The following is a 23238-nucleotide window of genomic DNA, read 5'->3' as shown; positions in this document are numbered from 1 at the left end:
GATTAATTCCCCTTTCTTTTCTTCAGCTTGGAGAGAACCTTGTTTAACGCCGTCTGACTCAAGTCTGCATCCTCGAAGTCTTCGACACTATAGCTTTGTTTCTCCGCTTGTATCAGTGATCGCAGGATTTCCGTGAAATGATGGGCGAAAGTCTCGACGCTCGCTTCGCTATGCAATGTCTCGCTGTAGAGGAAGCTTAGGTTCAGCTTGCCTCCTGTGACTGCCCCTACTACATCAATCAGATGAGCCCGTCTGTTGTCCGGACTGATGTTGGAGCCTCTTTCTCCTTCCGCAAATCCAAACAGGGAATCTCCTTCTCCCGCCTGATTGAATTGTCCCAGATAGTTGAAGCTAATCGGTGGTTGTGGAATTGCCGCTAGCTTTTCGGACACCTCGTTATCCTTCGTCAGGTAGCGTAGGATGCCGTATCCAAGGCCTTTGTTCGGAATTTGTTGGAGCTTCTCTTTGACTCTTGCCAGCGCATTTTCCTGAGACATGTTCTGATCCAGTCGAATCAGGAGTGGATACATCGACGTAAACCAGCCGACCGTGCGGGAGAGATCAACCTCCGAGAACAATTCTTCACGACCGTGACCCTCTAAATTAACTAATAGGGATTGTTCTCCAGTCCATTTGGCGTGTGCCAATGCTAACACGGTCAATAGAACATCATTGATTTGCGCGCGGTAACGGGACGGTACTTTCTGTAGCAGGGTTTCTGTCTCTTCTTCCTCCATTGCAATCGTAATCGTCCGGCAGTTTCCTTCTGTGTTCAACTCACCGTCATGGGTTGGCTTTGTAAAGGACACCATCTCGTCTGCTGCAGCTATCCAGTACTCCTTTTCAGCGACAATACGTTCAGAAGATGCGTACTCATTCATTTTTACTGCCCATGCCTTGTAGGAGGTTGTCTTTGCTGGCAATTGAATCTCTGTTCCCTCCACAGCCTGCCTATATGCCGTTTGCAAGTCTTCGATCAGGACTCGCCACGATACGCCGTCTACCGCCAAATGGTGAATCACAATCAGCAAACGGCCCGGTCGATCAAACCCGAGATCGAAATAGACGATCTTCATGAGCGGTCCGTTATCCAAATCTAGGCTCGCTTGTGCTTGTTGTGAAAGTTTTTCGATTCTTCTCATGTGTTGAGCTGGCGAGATCATGCTAAGATCCTCCACGATGAGCAAAACTTCCGATTCGACTTCTGCGTGTGTCTGCTTCCACTGTCCATCTGTGCAGGTATAACGCAGGCGGAGCGCGTCGTGGTGAGTGAGCAGGTGGGTAATGGCTTGCTCCAGATGCTCTTCGTCCAATTGTTCGTTCACTTGCAGGAGCATCGATTGGTTCCAGTGATGTGGTGTTGGCTGCTCCTGCTCGAAGAACCATTTTTGGATCGGCAATAGTGGAGCTTCACCCGTTACCATTCCTTGCTCTGCTTCCATTTTCGTGCTTTGGCCTGCAACCTTTGCCAACTCTGCAATCGTTTGATGGTCAAAAAGATTCTTCGGGGTTAGATGGATGCCATCTTTGTTTGCACGCGCGACGATTTGAATGCTGAGGATGGAGTCGCCCCCTAGCTCAAAAAAGTTATCGTGAATGCCGATGCGATCCATTCGCAGAACAGCGCACCAGATTTCCGTCAGTCTTTGTTCGATTAGGTTGGTAGCCTCTGTATACGAGTCAACATCTTGGCTGCGATCATAGACAGGGACAGGAAGTGCTTTTCTGTCTACTTTCCCGTTTGGTGTAAGTGGCATTTCGTCCAGCATGACGAAAGCAGATGGCACCATATAATCCGGAACATGTGCTTTGAAGTGTTGGCGCAATTCGGCTGTGTCAACCTCTTGCTCGGCTTGCTTGACCGCGTAAGCTACGAGCTGTTTCTTGCCCGGTTCATCTTCGCGGACAATGACTACGGATGCGGCAAGAGCAGTGTGTTTGGCTAAAACAGACTCTACTTCACTCAGCTCGATGCGGAATCCGCGGATTTTTACCTGATTGTCGATTCGACCGATGAATTCGATAAGACCATCTGGCAGGTAGCGAACCAAATCACCAGTCCGATAGAGTCGTGCCTGCGGATCGGTTGAATACGGGTTTGGTACAAAGCGTTCTTCCGTCAAATCAGGACGATTCCAATATCCTTTCGCCAGACCATCTCCACCGATGTACAGTTCACCTGTTACGCCAATCGGGACGGGCTGCATTTTGCTATCCAGTACATACACAGTCGTATTCTTGATGGGACGGCCAATCGGGAAAGAACTGATCGTCTCTGGCAACTCCATGACCGGATAGCAGCAAGTGAATGTCGTGTTCTCCGTTGGACCGTATCCGTTGATAATCGTGACCCCTTCGATTTCCAACGCTTTTCTTACGTGAGGAACTGAGACGACATCGCCACCAACGAGCAGTTGCCGAACCCCCGTCAGGTACTCTTTATGATGATCAACCATCAGGGTGAACAATCCAGCCGTCAGCCAAAGCGTCGTAACCTTGTGAGTCTGAATGGCTTGTCCCAGTTCTTCCAGGGAAGGCAGATCAGGCGGCATCAGCACCAGCTTTGCCCCATTCAGCAAGCTACCCCAAATCTCAAAGGTCGCCGCATCGAACGATACCGTGGAGGCTTGTAGGAAAACGTCCTGCTCGGTGATCGTCACGTAGTCGGTTTCTTTAACGAGACGGACAATGCCTCGATGGATGACAAGCGTTCCTTTTGGCAATCCGGTAGAACCAGAGGTGTAGATCACGTAAGCGAGACTTTCCGCTGTGGTGTCAATGTCAGGTGCACGTTCACTTTCATTGGCAATCATCGCCCAGTCGCGATCCACACAAATCACCGTATTCTCGCCAGATGGGAGTGACGGTAGAAGCTGCTCCTGCGTGAGTAAAACAGTGACGTGAGCGTCGTCCATCATGTATGTCAGACGTTCTTTTGGATAATCCGAATCGAGCGGTACATAAGCCCCACCAGCTTTGAGAATCCCAAGCACTCCGATCAGCATTTCGAGCGAACGCTTCACGCAGATACCGACGAGTGAACCGGAGCGAACGCCTTGTTTTTGCAGATAGTTGGCTACTTGGTTGGCTCGTGTCTCTAACTGCGAGTATGTGAGCCTCTGGTCTCCCGATACCACTGCAATGCGATCCGGGTAAAGCATCGCGGTCTGCTGGAACAATTGATCCACGCGTTGATCCCGTGGGTAAGCCGTCGTGGTGTCGTTCCATTCCACCAGTAGTTGCTCGCGTTCTGCCTGAGGCAAAAGCTGCAAGTGGGTAATGGTCTGCTCCGGCATCTGAACGATCGCTTCGAGTAAGTGATGGAAGTGCTGTGACATACGCACAATCGTCGTTTCATCAAACAACGCTGTATTGTACTCAAACGTTGCGATCAGTTCGTCTTGTTTTTCTGCCATGGTCAATGTCAGGTCGAACTTGGCGGTGACGAGGTGTTTGTCCATATCAAATTCCGATACGCGAATGCCAGCCTTTTCGTCTATATCTAGCTGGAAGTTTTGGAGGACAAACATCACTTGGAACAGCGGCGAGTAGCTGAGACTACGCTCTAGCGCCAGTTCATCTACCAATTTTTCAAACGGAAGATCCTGATGGGCATAGGCTTCTAGCGCCGTCTCCTTCACTCTTGCCAGCAGGTCTCGGAATGTCGGCTCCCCTGACATATCCGTACGGAGCACCAATGTATTAATGAAGAATCCAATCAATTGTTCCGTCTCTTGTCTATTGCGTCCTGCGACAGGGCTTCCGACGAGGATGTCTTCCTGTCCACTGTAGCGGTAGAGCAGAGTTTGGAAGGCAGCCAGCAAGGTCATGAACAGCGTCGATTCTTCTTGACGGCTAAGTGTTTGTAATTTGTCGAGAAGTTCACCAGCGAGCGTCGTTGAGTAAATCGCTCCCTCGTACGTTTGTACAGCAGGACGTGAACGGTCTGTCGGCAAGATGAGGAGTGGTTCAGCACCACTTAATTTTTCACTCCAGTAAGAAAGCTGCTCGTCTAATACCGAACCTTGGAGCCACTCGCGTTGCCAAGCTGCGTAGTCAGCGTACTGCACAGGTAAATCAACCAAATCTGGTATGTCGTTTTGGCTAATCGCTTCGTAGGAGATGAACCATTCGCGAATGAATATGCCCATCGACCAACCGTCAGAGATGATGTGATGCATGTTCATAAGGAAGACCGTTTCTTGCTCGCTTATGCGGATCAGGGTCGTACGGAACAACGGACCTTCGCTCAGGTTGAATGGCGTAGCTGCCTCTCTTCCTGCCAAACGCTGTATTTCTGATTCGCACTCGTCCGCTGGCAACTCCCGCAAGTCGATGACGCGTACCGACTGCTCTTGGTAAGGGTGAATGATTTGCACAGCTTGCCCATCTACGTGGTCAAAGGTTGTCCGCAAGCTTTCGTGGCGCTGGATCAGTACCTGCAAGCTCTTGTTCCAAGCATCTATATTCAGGTCTCCGTGCAATCGCATCGCTGACGGGATGTTGTACAAGGCGCTGTCTGGCATCAGACGATCCAGGAACCACAGGCGCTGTTGGGCAAAGGACAATGGCAGATGACCTTCCCGTGAAACAGGTACGATCGAAGCTCCTGTTGCTTCTTGCAAAAAGCTTCCGAGTGCTTCGGACAGTTCTGCAATAGTTGGGTTTTCAAAGAGAGTACGGATAGGCACTTCTCCTGCAAACATGTCACGAAGACGGGAAATGACCCGTGTCGCCAAGAGAGAATGCCCGCCCAGCTCGAAGAAATTGTCATGAATCCCGACTTTTTCGATACCGAGCACTTGCGACCAGATTGTAGCGAGCAGCTCCTCCATTTGGTTGCGTGGCGCTACATAATCTTGTGTAGAAGCCATCTGCCCCCACTCCGGCTCTGGCAGTTGCTTCCGGTCGATCTTGCCGTTCGGCGTGAGCGGCATAGCGTCCAGCCAGACAAAGACTGATGGAACCATAAACTCTGGCAATTTTGCTTTTGCCCAGACCGCTAAGTCAGTGATCTCTTCGCTACTTTCCTCTTTTGTCGTCACATACGCCGCCAGACGTTTGTCACCCAGCTTGTCTTCTCTAGACATCACCACAGCTTCCTTGACAGCCGGATGAGTGCGAAGGACAGCCTCCAACTCTCCCAACTCGATTCGATAGCCGCGAATCTTCACCTGATGGTCGATCCGTCCCAAATACTCGATTTGTCCATCTGGGAGATAACGGACCAAGTCACCGGTGCTGTACATCCGTGCATGCGGGTCAGCGTGGAATGGATTGGGCAAGAATCGTTCTGCTGTTAGCTCAGGGCGATTCAGATACCCGCGAGCCAATCCTTCCCCGCCAAGATACAATTCCCCAGGCAACCCCAACGGTACAGGTTGCAGGTTGGTATCGAGAATATACGCTTGTGTGTTGGACAAAGGACGGCCAATCGTCGGTTCTGACGTCGCGCCTTTAGTGACCTGTACATACGTAGAGTAAGTCGTATCTTCAGACGGACCATAAAGATTAAAGACTTTTTCCACATGCCCCAGTGCATATAGACTTTGCGCCAAGGTGTTTGGCAGTGGCTCTCCCGCTAGGTTGACCACTCGTACTGTCGACGGGATCGCGTTCATCCGAACCAGTTCTTTTGCCGCAGATGGAACGGTATTGATTAGGGTCACTTCGTTGACTGCTGGCAGGCTCGGTAAATGCAAGGCGTTGTCAGCCAAGATGACTTTCCCGCCGTAGCTCAAGGTCACGAATATTTCATAGACAGACAGATCGAAGCAGATGGAAGTGGAGGCGAGCACCCCACTCATTTCTTCCGCCGAAAAGACGGTTTTCGCCCAAGCGATGAAGGCAATGACACTACTGTGCTGAATCGCTACCCCTTTAGGCATACCTGTTGAGCCCGACGTGTAAATGACATAGGAAAGGTTAGTTGGTAACGCAAAGTTTGGTAGGTTCTCTTCGCTTTGCTCTGCGATAGGCTCCCAGTCACGATCCAGGCAGATCACTTGTGCTGTATGTTCAGGCAGCATGGATAACAGGCTTCCTTGGGTCAACAGAATCGCCGCTTGCGAATCCCCCAATGTATAGCCGATTCTCTCTTGGGGGTAAGCCGGATCAATCGGTACATACGCGCCGCCAGCTTTGAGAATACCCATCATCGCCACGATCATCTCGGTCGTACGTTCCATGAGAACAGCGACCAGGACCTCTGGGCCGATCCCTTGCGCACGCAGATAGTGAGCCAACTGGTTTGCTCGTCGGTTTAGCTCCGCGTATGTCAGTCTTTCTTCTCCGACGATTAAAGCCTCTGCATCCGGTGTAGCGACTACTTGATCTTCAAATAGCTGGTGCATCACCGCGTCGCGCGCATATTCCGTTTCCGTTGCGTTCCATTCCACTAACAGCTTGTGGCGTTCTTCGTCTGTGATGAATGTAAGTGTAGTCAACGGCTGTTCCGCTTGAGCAGTTAGGGCGTGTAGAACCTGAGACATCTGTTCCAATACTTTCACAATCACTTCCGGATCAAAACGTCCTTGCTCATAGATCAATTTGAGAGCAAGTTCATCTCCAGGAGCCGCCACCAATGTCAATGGGTAATTGGTTTGCTCCACTGCTTGGACTTCACTCAGCGACACTCCGTAATCTGACTCCTCACTTGTGCTATTCAAGTAGTTCTCAAAAACGAGAATACTATCGAACAACGATTGTCCGTGTGGAACCTCACTCCAGCCTTGGACGTCTACAAGTGGTGTGTATTCGTACTGGCGGATGTCTAATTGTGTCTTTTGTAAGTGTTGTAACCATTCCTGTATCGTTTGGCTAGGGTCAAACATGACGCGGACAGGTAGCGTATTAATAAAGAGTCCTACCATGTTTTCCACTCCTGGCAGCTCTGCTGGACGACCAGAAACTGTCGTTCCAAAGACAACATCGTCTGATCCGCTGTAACCGCTCAGGATGAGTGCCCATGCCCCTTGCACCAACGTATTTAGTGTCAACTGCTGCTTGCGGGCAAAAGCTTGCAGGTGGGCCGTTACCTGCTTGGATAAGTAAACGGTTCGATCTCTGTAGGCTTTAGGCTGTATGGCATGACTGCCTGCTTTTCCCATAGCGAGTGGTGTTGACTCGTAGAAGCCTTTTAACTGCTCGCGCCAATAGCGCTCCGCAACTTGTTTATCTTGCTTATTGAGCCATGCGATATAGCGACTGAATGGTTGGACTGCTTCTAATTTTTCTTCTTCGCCTTTATAGATCGCTTGGTAACTTGCCTGCCAATCTTGCAAGACAAGTGGCATACTCCAGCCATCTAGCAAGATATGATGGAAGCTCCATAAGAAGCGATACGTATTGTCGTTCGTGCAAAACAATGTCCAACGCATCAATGGCGCCTGATTAAACTGGAAGTTTCGCACTCGGTCTTTTTCCATGTACGATTGGATTTCAGCTTCCTGCTTATCGACATCCACATGGCGTAGGTCGATTTTTTCTACGCTTACTTTTACTTGTTTTCGGACGATTTGATGCGGTTGTTCCAAGCTTTCCCAGATAAAGGATGTACGAAGAATCGAATGGCGGTCGACTGTTTTCTGCCATGCTTGCTCGAATGCTTCCAAGCTAATATCTCGCACTGTCATGAGGAACTGTACAACATAATCGCCGCCCTCTTGTTCATACAGGGAGTGGAACAGCATCCCCTCTTGCAGTGGTGTCAGCGAGTATACACTTTCAATCTGACGATCCGAAGCGATGTATTTGTCGATAGACTGCTGATTTAGATTAGCCAGCGGGAAGTCTGACGGTGTGTAGCCGATTTCTTCGGCCGATTGAGTGTAAGACATAATTTCCCGCAGTGCTTCCATGTAATCATCAGCAACCGCCGCAATCGTCTGTTCGTCATGGATGTTTTCGTTGTACAACCAGGTGACGTGTAGCTGATCTCCTGTCACCGCACTAATGATATCTAGCAAGTTCTCTCGAATCGAATCAGGTGCAAGATTGGCTCCACTGCATTCAGACGCTATGCCAAACCTAGAGGAATCCGCCACCGTCTGATCAAATTGCCCGAGGTAGTTGAAACTGACTTGCGGTTTCGGTTGGGCGTTCAGTTGGTGTTGTAGTTCCAAATCATCACTTAGATAGCGCAAAATTCCATAGCCAACACCCTTATTTGGAATCTGGCGGAGCTGTTCCTTGATTGTCTTCAGCGTATGCCCCCAAGGTTCTTCTTGCTGGATAGAAATCTGTATCGGGTACATACTTGTGAACCAGCCAACCGTATGGGATAAATCTGCCCCTTCGATAATCTCCTCGCGTCCATGTCCTTCCAGAAGTACGGCCATCGTCTCTTTTCCTGTCCATCGATTCAGCGCTTTTGCTAAGGAAGCAAGCAATACGTCATTGATTTGCAGACGGTAGGAAGAGAGTGTTTCGTGAAGCAAGTTGCGCGTCTCTTCGGCGGTTAGCGTAAGGGTGATCTGTTTCGTAAATGCCTCAGTGTTTTGAGCTGGCTCATACGTACGGTCGACAGGAAGTGGATCCACTTCATACGCTTGATTTGCCCAAAAGGCTTTTTCCTTTTCAAGTGAATCAGACTGGGCATAAGCGTGTAACTGTTCAGCCCATGCCTTAAACGAGGTCGTTTTTGACGGGAATTGCACCGCCTGACCATTTACAGCTTGCTCATAGGCAAACTGCAAGTCTTCCAGTAAAATGCGCCAGGATACCCCATCGACTACCAAGTGATGAACAACGAGCAGGAGTCGTCCCGCGCGTTCTTTTCCAAGGTGGAAGTACACAGCACGTAACACAGGGCCATCAGTGATGTTCAGACTCGCTTGTATCTCGCTTGCAATTTCCTCCAGTCGCGCGAATTGTTCCTCTGACGAGAGGTCAGACAAATCAGCTAACTGGAAAGGTACAGGTTCGCCTAAGCCAACGATGTGCTGTGACCATATACCGTCGTTGTTGGTATAACGCATGCGCAAAGCATCGTGGTGTGCAAGCAACTCGGTAATGGCACGCTCCAATGCGTTCGTATCAACCGGTTCGTCGACTGTCAACAAGAAGGATTGATTCCAGTGATGGATAGACGGTTGATTTGCAGCAAAGAACCACTTCTGGATTGGCGTAAGCAATACATTTCCGGTCACGAGGCCTTGTTCCGCCAGTTGAATAGCGTTTTCCACGTTTCCAGTTGTTGAAACGAGAGCTGCCAATTCAGCGATTGTTTGGTTTTCAAAGATCTGTTTAGGTGTAAGACGAATCCCTGCTTGGTTAGCCCGAGAGACGATTTGGATACTCAGGATCGAGTCTCCTCCGAGTTCGAAGAAGTTAGAGTTGATACTGATTTCTTTGATTCTGAGAACATCTTGCCAAATCTCAGACAGTTTGCGCTCGATAAAGGTATGTGGTGCAACGTAGTCCTCATCACTTGTGTTCGCATAGTCAGGTTTTGGCAGGGCCCGACGGTCTACTTTCCCGTTTGGTGTAAGTGGCAATTCATCCAGCATGACGAAAGCGGATGGCACCATATAATCCGGAACATGTGCTTTGAAGTGTTGGCGCAGTTCGGCTGTGTCTATTTCTTGCTCGGCTTGCTTGACCGCGTAAGCTACGAGCTGTTTCTTGCCCGGTTCATCTTCGCGGACAATGACTACGGATGCGGCAAGAGCAGCGTGTTTGGCTAAAACAGACTCTACTTCACTCAGCTCGATGCGGAATCCGCGGATTTTTACCTGATTGTCGATTCGACCGATAAACTCAATCGTGCCATCAGGTAAATAACGAACCAAGTCACCAGTCCGATAGAGTCGTGCCTGCGGATCGGTTGAGAACGGGTTTGGTACAAAGCGTTCTTCCGTCAAATCAGTTCGATTCCAATATCCTTTCGCCAGACCATCTCCACCGATGTACAGTTCACCTGTTACGCCAATCGGGACGGGCTGCATTTTGCTATCCAGTACGTAAACCGTCGTATTCTTGATGGGACGGCCAATCGGGAAAGAACTGATCGTCTCTGGCAACTCCGTGACCGGATAGCAGCAGGTGAATGTTGTGTTCTCCGTTGGACCGTATCCGTTGATAATCGTTACCCCTTCGATTTCCAACGCTTTTCTTACGTGAGGAAGCGAGACGACATCTCCACCAACGAGCAGTTGTCGAACCCCCGTCAGGTACTCTTTGTGATGATCAACCATCAGGGTGAACAGTCCCGCCGTCAGCCAAAGCGTCGTAACCTTGTGAGTCTGAATGGCTTGTCCCAATTCTTCCAGAGAAGGCAGATCAGGCGGCATCAGCACCAGCTTTGCCCCATTCAGCAAGCTGCCCCAAATCTCAAAGGTCGCCGCATCAAACGATACTGTCGATGCTTGCAGGAAAACGTCCTGCTCGGTGATCGCCACGTAATCGGTTTCTTTGACGAGACGGACAATGCCTCGATGGATGACAAGCGTTCCTTTTGGCAACCCGGTAGAACCAGAAGTGTAGATCACGTAAGCGAGACTTTCCGCTGTGGTGTCAATGTCAGGTGCACGTTCACTTTCATTGGCAATCATCGCCCAGTCGCGATCCAGACAAATCAGCGTATGCTCTCCAGATGGGAGTGACGGTAGAAGTTGCTCCTGCGTGAGCAAAACCGTGACGTGAGCGTCGTCCATCATGTAGGCCAGACGTTCTTTCGGATAATCCGAATCGAGCGGTACATAAGCCCCACCAGCTTTGAGAATCCCGAGCACCCCTATAAGCATTTCGGGAGAACGCTTCACGCAGATACCGACGAGTGAACCGGAGCGAACGCCTTGTTTTTGCAGATAGTTGGCTACTTGGTTGGCTCGTGCCTCTAACTGGGAGTAGGTGAGCCTCTGGTCTCCCGATACGACTGCAATGCGATTCGGGTAGGTCATCGCGGTCTGCTGGAACAATTGATCCACGCGTTGATCCCGTGGGTAAGCAGTTGTGGTGTCGTTCCATTCCACCAGCAGTTGCTCCCGTTCTGCCTGAGGTAAAAGCTGCAAGTGGGTAATGGTCTGCTCCGGCATCTGAACGATCGCTTCGAGTAAGTGATGGAAGTGCTGTGACATGCGCACAATCGTCGTTTCATCAAACAGCGCTGTATTGTACTCAAACGTTGCGATCAATCCGTTTGGTCTTTCAGCCATCGTCAACGTCAGGTCAAATTTGGCCGTGACGAGGTGCTTGTCCATATCGAATTCCGACACGCGAATGCCAGCCTTTTCGTCTAAGTCTAGCTGGAAGTTTTGGAGGACAAACATCACTTGGAACAGCGGCGAGTAGCTGAGACTACGCTCTAGCGCCAGTTCATCGACCAATTTTTCAAACGGAAGATCTTGATGGGCATAGGCTTCTAGCGCCGTCTCCTTCACTCTTGCCAGCAAGTCACGGAATGTCGGTTCGCCTGACATATCCGTACGGAGCACCAATGTATTAATGAAGAAGCCAATGAGCGACTCAGTCTCCTCCCGATTTCGTCCTGCAACCGGACTTCCGACGAGGATGTCTTCCTGTCCGCTGTAGCGGTAGAGCAAAGTTTGGAACGCTGCCAGCAAGGTCATGAACAGCGTTGATCCTTCTTCACGGCTGAGCATACTCAACTTTGCTAACAGTTCAGCTGAAAGCGTAAAGGTATACATCGCGCCAACGTGGCTTTGAACGGCCGGACGCGGACGATCTGTCGGCAGAGCCAATAGTGGTTCGGCATCGACTAGCTTTTCTTTCCAGTACGCTAGCTGTTGCGTAAGCACATCTTCTTCCATCCACTTCCGTTGCCATACAGCGTAATCGGCGTACTGCAATGTCAGATCGGCTAATACAGGTTCTTTGCCGTGAACAAATGCTTCGTACAGTGCTCTCATTTCTTTGATGAAAATACCGATAGACCAGCCATCGAAAATAATATGGTGCATGTTAAATAAGAAGACGGCCTCTTGCTCGCTTATGCGAATCAGGGTGGTACGGAACAACGGACCTTCGCTCAGGTTGAATGGCGTAGCTGCCTCTCTTCCTGCCAAACGCTGTATTTCTGCTTCGCACTCGTCCGCTGGCAGCTCCCGCAAGTCGATGACACGTACCGACTGCTCTTGGTAAGGATGAATGATTTGCACAGCTTGCCCATCCACGTGGCCAAAGGTTGTCCGCAAGCTTTCGTGGCGCTGGATCAGTACCTGCAAGCTTTTGTTCCAAGCCTCTATATTCAGGTCTCCGTGCAATCGCATCGCTGATGGGATGTTGTACAAGGCGCTGTCTGGCATCAGACGATCCAGGAACCACAGGCGCTGTTGGGCAAAGGACAATGGCAGATGACTTTCCCTTGAAACAGGTGCGATCGAAGCTCTTGTTGTTTCTTGCAAAAAGCTTCCGAGTGCTTTGGTCAGTTCTGCAACGGTTGGATTTTCGAAAAGAGTACGGATAGGGACTTCTCCTGCAAACATGTCACGAAGACGGGAAATGACCCGTGTCGCCAAGAGAGAATGCCCGCCCAGCTCGAAGAAATTGTCATGAATCCCGACTTTTTCGATACCGAGCACTTGCGACCAGATCGTGGCGACCAGCTCCTCCGTTTGGTTGCGTGGCGCTACATACTCTTGTGTAGAAGCCATCTGCCCCCACTCCGGCTCTGGCAGTTGCTTCCGGTCGATCTTGCCGTTCGGTGTGAGCGGCATAGCGTCCAGCCAGACAAAGGCTGATGGAACCATAAACTCTGGCAATTTTGCTTTTGCCCAGACCGCTAAGTCAGTGACCTCTTCGCTACTTTCCTCTTTTGTCGTCACATACGCCGCCAGACGTTTGTCACCCAGCTTGTCTTCTCTAGACATCACCACAGCTTCCTTGACAGCCGGATGGGTGCGAAGAACAGCCTCCAACTCTCCCAACTCGATCCGATAGCCACGAATCTTCACCTGATGGTCGATCCGTCCCAAATACTCGATTTGTCCATCTGGGAGATAACGGACCAAGTCGCCGGTGCTGTACATCCGTGCATGCGGGTCAGCGTGGAATGGATTGGGCAAGAATCGTTCTGCTGTCAGCTCTGGGCGATTCAGGTACCCACGAGCCAATCCTTCCCCGCCAAGATACAGTTCTCCAGGTAAGCCTAACGGTACAGGTTGCAGGTTGGCATCGAGAATATACGCTTGTGTGTTGGATAAAGGACGGCCAATTGTCGGTTCTGACGTCGTGCCTTTAGTGACCTGTACATACGTGGAGTAGGTCGTATCTTCAGACGGACCATAAAGATTAAAGACTTTTTCCACATGTTCCAGGGCATATAGACTTTGCGCCAAGGTATTTGGCAGTGGCTCTCCCGCTAGGTTGACCACTCGTACCGTCGACGGGATCGCGTTCATCCGAACCAGTTCTTTTGCCGCAGATGGAACGGTATTGATTAGGGTCACTTCGTTGACTGCTGGCAGGCTCGGCAAATGCAAGGCGTTGTCAGCCAAAATGACTTTCCCGCCGTAGACTAAGGTTACGAATATTTCATAGACAGACAGATCAAAGCAGATAGAAGTGGAGGCGAGTACCCCACTCATTTCTTCCGCCGAAAAGACGGTTTTCGCCCAAGCGATAAAGGCAATGACACTACTGTGCTGAATCGCTACCCCTTTAGGCAGACCTGTTGAGCCCGAGGTGTAAATGACATACGAAAGGTTCGTTGGCTCTACCAGATTAAGCAGGTTCTCTTCGCTTTGCTCCGCGATAGACTCCCAGTCACGATCCAGGCAGATCACTTGTGCTGTATGTTCAGGCAGCATGGATAGCAAGTTTCCTTGGGTCAACAGGATCGCCGCTTGGGAATCCTCCAACGTATAGCCGATTCTCTCTTGTGGATAGGCGGGATCAATTGGTACATACGCGCCGCCAGCTTTGAGAATTCCCATCATCGCCACGATCATCTCAGTCGTACGTTCCATGAGAACAGCGACCAAGACCTCAGGGCCGATTCCTTGCGCCCGCAGATAGTGAGCCAACTGGTTTGCTCGTCGGTTTAGCTCCGCGTACGTCAGTCTTTCTTCTCCGACGATTAGAGCCTCTGCATCCGGTGTAGCGACTACTTGATCTTCAAACAGCTGGTGCATCACCGCGTCACGCGCATAATCCGTTTCCGTTGCGTTCCATTCCACTAACAGCTTGTGGCGTTCCTCGTCTGTGATGAATGAAATGGCAGAGAGCTGGTCCGTAGCCTGAGTCATCATTGACCCTAATACTTTGATCAATTGAGCCAATACCTTATCCATGGTGTTCTGCTCGAAGCGATTTGTTTCATAAATTAGCTTGAGCAACAGCTCTTCGCCGGGCGCCGCCACTAATGTCAATGGATAGTTCGTCTGCTCAACTGCTTTGATTGCGTTTAACGACATGTCTGTATTATCCTGTGTTTTTGCACCAGACATGTAGTTCTCGAAAACGAGTATGCTGTCAAACAACGCCTGTCCAAGCGGCACTTCACTCCAGCTTTGAATGTCAACGAGCGGCGTGAACTCGTACTGACGTATCTCACTCTGTTCCTGTTGGATGTTCTGCAGCCAGTCGATCACCGTCATTTGTTCCGAGAAAAGCACGCGAACAGGCAGAGTGTTGATAAACAGACCCACCATGGAGTCCACTCCACGCAAATCTGTAGGACGTCCCAGGTTGGTTGTCCCAAATACCACTTCCGACTCACCTGCGTAACGACTTAAAATCAACGCCCACGCACCTTGAACCAGAGTATTCGTCGTCAGTTGATGCCTTCGGGCAAAAGCTTGCAGACTCGCAGTAGTTTCCTTCGATAAAAGAATCATTTGATCTGCGTATTCTTTTTGTTGTACAACCGTTCCACCCGGTTTCCCCATGCTAAGGGGAGTTGGTATCCGGAAGCCCCGCAGATGATTTCGCCAATACTGCTCTGATGCCTCAAGACTCTGCTGCTTTAACCAGGCAATATAAGAGGAAAACGGAGGAGCGACAGGCAGTGTTGCTTCGATACCATCAATGGCTGCCTGATAAAATGCCAGCCAATCGTTTAACACGATCGGTGTACTCCAACCATCCAACAACAGATGGTGAAAGCTCCAAACGAGCTGGCTAGTTTTCGAATCTAGACGAATCAACGACCAACGCATCAATGGCGGGTGAGCGAGATCAAAGCCTAGCTTCCGATCTTGTTCGAGATAGGTTTGTAAGTTCGCTTCTTTCTTTTCTTTCGTTAAGTGACTCCAGTCCAGTTGCTCGATATGTGCTTTTACTTTGGTATGAACGACCTGATGCGATTTCTCTAATCCGCTCCATAAGAAGGAGGTTCGGAGGATGGCATGTCGCTCGACAACTTTTTGCCATGCTTCTGAAAACATCGCCACATTCAAGTGATCCAAATTCACGACCAGTTGAACAACGTAGTCACCGCCTGCTTGCTCATAAAGAGAGTGGAACAGCATCCCCTCTTGTAACGGGGTGAGCGTGTAAATGTTCTCGATCAGACGATTGTCTCCGATGAACTTGTCGAGGCTCTTTTGATCCAGCTCCGCCAACGGGAAATCGGAAGGTGTATAGCCACCTGCCTCTTCAGAGCGGCAATGGATAATGATCGCTTGCAATGATTGCACATAGTCACGAGCAAGCTGTTCAATCGTTTGTTGTTCGTACATATCGCCGCTGTACGTCCAGGTCATTTCTAACTGATCTCCCGCCACCATGCTCAGGAAATCAAGTTTATGAAGTCGGGCTTCATCCTTGCTCAGATTGGATGCTGACCAGTTCGGAATGATCTGGAACAAGGTAGCATCAGCCGTTTGATCCTGGTCAAATTGTCCTAAATAATTGAAGCTGATCTCAGGTTGCGGATAAGCTTTTAGGGTATTTACCGTTTGTTCATCTTTGCTTAAATAACGATGAATGCCGTAGCCAATCCCTTTGTCAGGAATCGAGCGCAATTGTTCTTTGACTGATTTTATCAGGGAACCCCAAGGCGTCTTTGGCTCCATCTCCAGCAAGACTGGGTACATGCTTGTGAACCAGCCTACTGTACGAGAAATGTCCACGCCATCAATGATCTCTTCACGCCCGTGTCCCTCAACTGAAACATAGAGTGTCTTTTGCCCCGTCCAGTTGTTGTATGCTCGGATCAAAGCACTGAGTAACACATCGTTAATCTGAGTACGGTAAGCGGCTGGTACCTCCTGCAACAAGGCACGCGTCTCGTCAACGCCCAGCTTCACCTTTATTTGAGCGGCCAGACATTCTGTGTTCTTTCCATTAGGATGGTCAACAGGCAAGTTGATTACATGACTTGTATCCAGATTCGCCCAGTATTCGTCGACTACGCATTGCTGAGCGTACTGTGTCAACTGTTCCGACCATCGCTTGAAAGAAGTCGTCTTCTGAGGCAAGTTCAGCTGTTGCAATCCTGTCAATTGTTGATAGGCCGTTTGCAAGTCTTCCAGAATAATTCGCCAAGAAACACCATCGACAGCGAGATGATGAATCGCAATGAACAAACGCTGTTTGTCCCCGCATTGGAAGTATGCAGCACGAAGCAACGGTCCTTTTTCGATATCCAGACTTTCTTGTAGCCCGTCTGCAATGGCTTGCATTTGTTCTTCTATTTCCGTTTCAAGTACAGCCGTCAAATCTACTACCTGAAAGACGTCCTCATCCGAAACGACATCATGATATTGCTCCCATTTTCCGTTGACGTTCCGAAAACGCAGGCGCAAGGCATCATGGTGAGCAAGAATAGCCGCAAAAGCTTTTCCCAATAAACTGGCATCCATTTCTTCACGTACACCAAGCATGACTGATTGATTCCAGTAGTTGACGTGGCGAATTTCTTGCTCAAAGAACCACGTCTGAATGGGTGTCAGAGGCAATTCGCCTGAAACAACACCCTGCTCCATATGCACTTGTGGTGCATCCTCAAGAACAACGACACTTGCGGCCAATTCTGCCAATGTTTGAGAGTCAAACAGGTGTTTTGGTGTAAATCGGATACCCGCCTGATTTGCACGCGACACAATTTGAATAGTCAGAATCGAGTCGCCACCCAGTTCGAAAAAGTTATCGTGAATCCCGATTGACTCTACACCTAGAACTCCTTGCCATATTTCGGCCAGCTTGTGTTCTATTTCCGTTTGTGGGGCAACAAAGCAGTCTTCCCACTGAGCTCGCAAGGCATCGGGTACCGGCAAAGCACGGCGATCTACTTTTCCGTTCGGAGTGAGAGGCAGGGCATCCATCAGGATGATGACAGATGGGACCATGTAGTCTGGAAGTCTATCTTTCAAAGACTGACGCAATTCATTCGTCTGTACCTCTTCTCCCTCATGAAGCACGGCATAAGCCACCAGTCGTTTCACACCAGGCGTCAAATCTTCTCTGACGATCACCACTGCTTCCGAAACAGCTGCATGTGCATACAATGCGGACTCTATTTCCCCCAGCTCAACCCTGAATCCGCGAATGCTTACTTGATCATCGGCGCGTCCAATAAACTCCAAATTGCCATCCACCAAATATCGAACCAAGTCGCCTGTGCGATACATCCGTGCCCCAACATCTGTAGAGAACGGGTTGGGTACAAAACTGGCTTCCGTCAGGTCTGGACGGTTCAGATAGCCGCGTGCCAAGCTTTTCCCCGCGATGTAAAGCTCCCCGACAACTCCTACAGGCACAGGCCTTCTGTTAGCGTCGAGTACATAGACAGATACGTTGTCAATGGGACGTCCAATGGAAGGAGCCGCTTCTCGTGCTCCCTGCACGGGCACGATGCCAGCAGTAGCAACGACAGTGTTTTCTGTTGGGCCATACTGGTTTACCAGCGTAAACGGTACATTCGCAGACGGATACTGGTGCAAAGTATCACCACCCGTCAACATGTAGCGCAATGCTGATTCGGCTGGCCAATTCAAAGTAAGCAGGCCCTCTGCCAAAGGAGTTGGTAAAAAGCTTATCGTGATGCCTGATTCGACTAACCAATTACGCAGTTTTTCCGGTACAAGACGAATCTCTTCCGGTGGCAGGCAAATCGTAGCACCCGCCGTCAAATACGGCCAAATCTCCCACACGGAAGCATCAAAAGCTGTACCAGCTATTTGCGATGCACGGTCCGTAGCGATTACGTCGTACGCTCGCTGATGCCAATTGACGAGATTCAAGAGTGATCCGTGCTCGATCTCCACTCCCTTTGGCGTTCCTGTAGAACCTGATGTATAGATGACATAGGCGAGTTGTTCTGCTTTGGTCGTAACCGCTGGCGCAACTGAACTCATCTCAGCCATTACATGCCAATCTCGATCCAAGCAAAGGAACGTAGCAGCGCCTTCTGGCAATGCACCTACCAACCGCTCTTGGGTTAAGACCAAAGACATCTGTGCGTTCTTGATCATAAATGCGAGTCGTTCTTGCGGGTATGCAGGGTCCATCGGCACATAAGCGGCACCTGCTTTGAGAATCGCGAGTTGACCGATCAACATCTCGATGGAACGCTCCACGCAGATTCCTACCAAGTCTTCCGAGCCAATCCCTTGTCTTAGCAAGATATGAGCGAGCTGATTAGCCTTCGCATCCAGTTCTGCATAGGTGATTGCACCTTGCTCACCTGAAACTGCAATCTGATCAGGCAACTTTTGTGCGATCTGGGCAACACGTTCGTGCACGCAAAGATCGCGGGAATAATCAACCTCAGTATCATTCCAACCGACGAGTAGCTGATCTCGTTCCACATCGTCTAGCAGTTCAACTTCCGTTATTTTCTGCGCTGGATTGGTCGCAATAGCTTGCAATAAATTGCGGAAATGCTCTGCCATGCGCTCAATCGTCGTACGATCAAATAGATCTGTACTATATTCAAACACACCCTTGAATCCGTAATCTTCGTCCTCAATCATGGTAAGAGTCAAATCAAATTTGGTCGTCTTGTTGAGATTGACTTCATTAGGTGTAATGGATATCGTCTCGCCTTTACGTACACCCGTTGACATTCCCTGTACGGAGAAAAGTACCTGGAATAACGGCGAGTAGCTGAGACTGCGCTCAATTTGTAATTCATCGACCAATTTTTCAAAAGGAATATCCTGATTGGCAAAAGCATCAAATGCCGTCTCACGAACACGTCGTAACAGCTCAACGAATGTAGGGTCGTTCGACAGGTCAGTACGAAGAACCAGCATGTTGACAAAGAATCCGATTAGGTTTTCTATTTCCTGACGATTCCGTCCCGCAACAGGTGTCCCTATCAAAATATCTGTGGTATGCGTATAGCGGTACATGAAGTGCTTGAATGCCGCTAAGAGCGTCATGAACATTGTCGCGCCTTCTTGTCGTCCAAGCTCGCGTAGCTTTTGCCCCACTTCACTCGGCACGTAGAAAGAATAATTGTCACCGCGATAGCTTTGCACGACTGTCCGTGGACGATCGGTCGGAAGTGGCAAAAGTGGCTCACTCTGGCCCAGCTTCTTTTTCCAATAGCTGAGCTGCTGTTCCCATACATTGTCTTGCCAGTTCTCCCGTTGCCAGATTGCGTAATCTCGATATTGAATGGGTAAATCGGCAAGCGGTACTTCTGCTTCTTTGACGAATGCTTCATACACTGCGCTTAGCTCGTTCACCAATACATCCATGGACCAACCGTCTGAGATGATGTGATGCATATTCATCCAGAGAATGGACTCTTCTTCCTTCAGTCGGATCAACGCTGCCCGCATCAACGGCCATTGATCCAGTTGGAATGGAGTCGCGCCATCTTCTTCCACCATACTCATCCATATAGCTTCTTTTTCCGCTGCTGGCATGTCGCGAAGGTCAGTAACAGGAAGTGACAAATGTACATTTGTATGAATCACTTGAACCGCTCGTCCTTCTATGTCCATAACCGTTGTTCGAAGGGATTCATGCCGTTTGATGATTTCATTCAAAGCACGTTCCATTGCATTCGTATCGACTGCTCCACGCAGATGGAATCCGACCGGAATGTTGTACATGGCGCTATTCGGGATCAGTCTATCAAGGAACCATAGACGTTGTTGTGCGTAAGACAGCGGTAACTCTTGAGTACTGTCCAATGAAAGCGGTTTGATCGGGCTGTGCTTTATCGGCTCCGCACCTTGGCGAGTGAATTGAATACGTTCAGCCAATTCTACTACCGTCTGATAGGTAAAAATCTCACGCATCTGAAGCTGGGTCTGAAATACTTTCGATGTACGGGAAAGCAATTGTGTCGCTAAAAGCGAATGCCCTCCCAATTCGAAAAAGTTATCGTGAATCCCGACTTGTGATACACCAAGAACCTCCTCCCAAATCCGGGCGAGCAATTCCTCAATCGGATTGCGCGGCGCACTGTACGGGTTGCCTGTTTGCACATTGCCATCTGGGAGTGGCAAAGCTTTGCGATCAATTTTGCCGCTAGAGGTCAGCGGAAACTCTTCCATTTGAATGAAATGAGACGGAACCATGTAATCTGGCAGCGTTTGGCGAAGCAGTGTACGTAAGGCGGCAACCGTCCACACCTGATCGGCGATGATATAGGCGCATAGATACGCTTGTTGGTTATGATCTGTGTGTGCCACTACCACTGCATCGCGAATTGATTCTTCTTCGATCAACCGGCTACGAATTTCGTTCAACTCAATCCGATAGCCACGAATTTTCACTTGATGGTCGATGCGTCCGAGGTATTCGATGTTTCCATCCTTGCGATAACGAGCCAGGTCGCCTGTACGGTACATGCGTTTGCCTGCTTCAAACGGATGGGGAACAAACTTCTCGTTCGTCAATTCTTCATTATTTAAATATCCCCTCGCCAATCCAGCTCCGGCAATGCATAATTCACCCGGAACTCCGATTGGCTGTAACTGACCATATTGATTGACGATATGCATTTGATAGTTGGCCAACGGCTTTCCGATCGGCACAGGATTTTCTATCATGTCTACCGTGAGTGAGTAGCAGGAAGCATAAATGGTAGCTTCTGTCGGACCATAGATGTTCTCGACTTTCACTTCTGGCAATACGTTATATACTTTTGGCGCAAGATCATTCGGCATTGCTTCCCCGGCAGCCATGATGTATCGCAGTCGGTTTTCCTCTGTTCGCCCCTCGAGATACTCGACAAACGGAATGAGCATAGATGGAACAAAATTGACATGCGTTACGTCATAATTAACAACAGCTTCCCAAATTTTGGAAGGTTCTTTCTCCGCGCCAGGTTCGAGAATCACCAGTCTGCCGTTGCCGAGAATCCAGCCGAAGATTTCTGCGACAGATACGTCAAAGGTATAGGTCGTTTTTAACAAATACGCATCTTTTTCTTGTAGCGGATATTTCTCTTGCAATGCGAAGATTTGATTCAATAGACTCGCATGCTCGATCATGACGCCTTTCGGTTTGCCTGTCGAACCCGATGTATAAATGACGTATGCAAGATTACTCGTTTGGGCTACATTTGCAAGATTACCCGGTGCTCCCTGATAAAGCTCATCCGCCTCTAGATCAAAGATCCGATCAGCAAAATCAATTGTCTCTAAAAAGCGTTTTTTTGTAAGAAGCAGCACACTGCCGCTATCCTGTAAAATGTATTCGATACGTTCCTTCGGATGAGCCGGGTCGATTGGTAAATATGCGCCGCCTGCTTTAAAGATCGCAAGAATGGCAATGATCATTTCCGCTGAGCGTTCTGTTAGCAAGCTGACAATACTTTCTGGTCCGACCCCTTTTGTACGTAAAAATGTAGCAAGTTGATTTGCCTTTTCGTTTAGCTCACGATACGTAAGCTTTTGCTCTCCCATGACCAGCGCGATGAGGTGTGGTTGTTTCTCTGCACGCTCTTCAAAAATCTGATGAATTAGATAATCAACAGGATAATTGCGATATGTATCATTAAAAGTATGGAGTTGAAGGTGCTTCTCTTCGGAATTTACCACTTCTAGATTGTTCAGAAGGATATCCGGTGTATTTGTCACTTGCGTCATGATAGTAGTGAGTTGTTGGTTGAGGTGTTGGAGTTGCTCTTCCGTAAATACAGATGCATTGTATAGATACGTAACAGTGAGGGTATCGTCTGAGGTGACCATTATGTTTAGGTCGTAGTTGGTTTGTTCAAAAGCATTTAGATTTGTGAGAGTGAATTCTTGGTTATATTGGTTCAGACGGGTCAAAAGCGCTTCGCCCATCGGATAGTTTTGGAACAGAATAATATGATCGATCAGTTGTTGATTTTTCTGAATGTCCGCGAGGGAAAGATAATGATATTTTTCCAGCGAGCTCGACTCTTCTTGTACTTGTTTAACCAGATCAGAAAACGTTTGATTGTCTCTCATCTGAACACGGATAGGTACGGTATTAATGAAAAGTCCAACCATTTGCTCGACGTTCGGGATATCGATTGGACGGCCAGAGACAACCGATCCGAATACAACGTCATCGATATTGCTTTGGCGCTGCAACATGAGACCCCAGATTGTACGAAAGAGATTGTTTACAGTTACTTGCAATTGTCTTGCGATTTTATTCAAGTGGCTCGTCAATGTCTGATCAATTGTGAAGACCAGTTCTGCTTGTTTGTATTTGATTCCGGTACCCTGCTTTTGAATAAATGAGCTCGGCTCATAGCCACTTAAATACCGTGACCAGTTGACTTTTGCCTCTTCGGCATCCTGTTCCCCTAACCAGCTTATGTACTTGCTGTACGGATAAACTTGGCCGAGATCTACTGGTCGTCCGTCTTTTAATTGTTGATAGATTTGGAAAAAATCATGTAACACAATCGGAATGCACCAGCCGTCGAGCAAAATGTGATGGTGACTCCAGATCAGTGTATAGGCATCAGAAGCGGTTTGAACAAGAGTGAGGCGAATGAGCACATCTTTTGCCAAATCAAAGTTTCTCTGACGCTCTCTTTTAGCAAAGTCCTCCAAAAAGACGGCTTGCTCGCCTTCAGAGAGGTGTGTGATATCTATCACCTGAACGTTTGTCTTTCTTTCCTTGAGTACAATTTGTCGCGGCTTTTGAACCTTCTCAAGGATAAAGACAGTTCGGAGAATATCGTGTCGCTCGATCAGCGCGTTTAAGCTTTGTTCGAGAATAGCTGGATCGATGAATCCTCTAATGGTAAAGCGCAATTGTTCAAAATAGGACTCTGTTCCTTCGTCCAGGAGGGAATGAAATAACATTCCCTCTTGCATGGGAGATAACGGATATATATTGGCGATCTTTTTACTTGACACGTCTACTCTCCTCCTGAGGTACATTTAC

Annotated in this window: 1 protein-coding gene; it reads right to left on the bottom strand. The window is 49.0% G+C overall.

All coding sequences use genetic code 11. The features are described from left to right. Positions 1–2: 2 nt before the first annotated feature. Positions 3–23234 carry a linear gramicidin non-ribosomal peptide synthetase LgrB gene (lgrB, locus tag ACKKE8_RS15910; RefSeq protein WP_409178987.1) on the bottom strand — a complete coding sequence of 7744 codons (23232 nt, stop codon included), beginning with the start codon at positions 23232–23234 and terminating at the stop codon, positions 3–5. Positions 23235–23238 lie beyond the last annotated feature (4 nt).

This window comes from Brevibacillus fortis (assembly GCF_046196545.1).
Lineage (GTDB): Bacteria > Bacillota > Bacilli > Brevibacillales > Brevibacillaceae > Brevibacillus > Brevibacillus fortis_A.
The sequence above is the reverse complement of the archived record's forward strand: the minus strand, read 5'-3'. Positions and strand labels throughout refer to the sequence as shown.

What these genes read in the sequence shown, in the direction of transcription:
- lgrB (WP_409178987.1), bottom strand. Translation starts at nt 23,234, where the DNA reads ATGTACCTCAGGAGGAGAGTAGACGTGTCAAGTAAAAAGATCGCCAAT.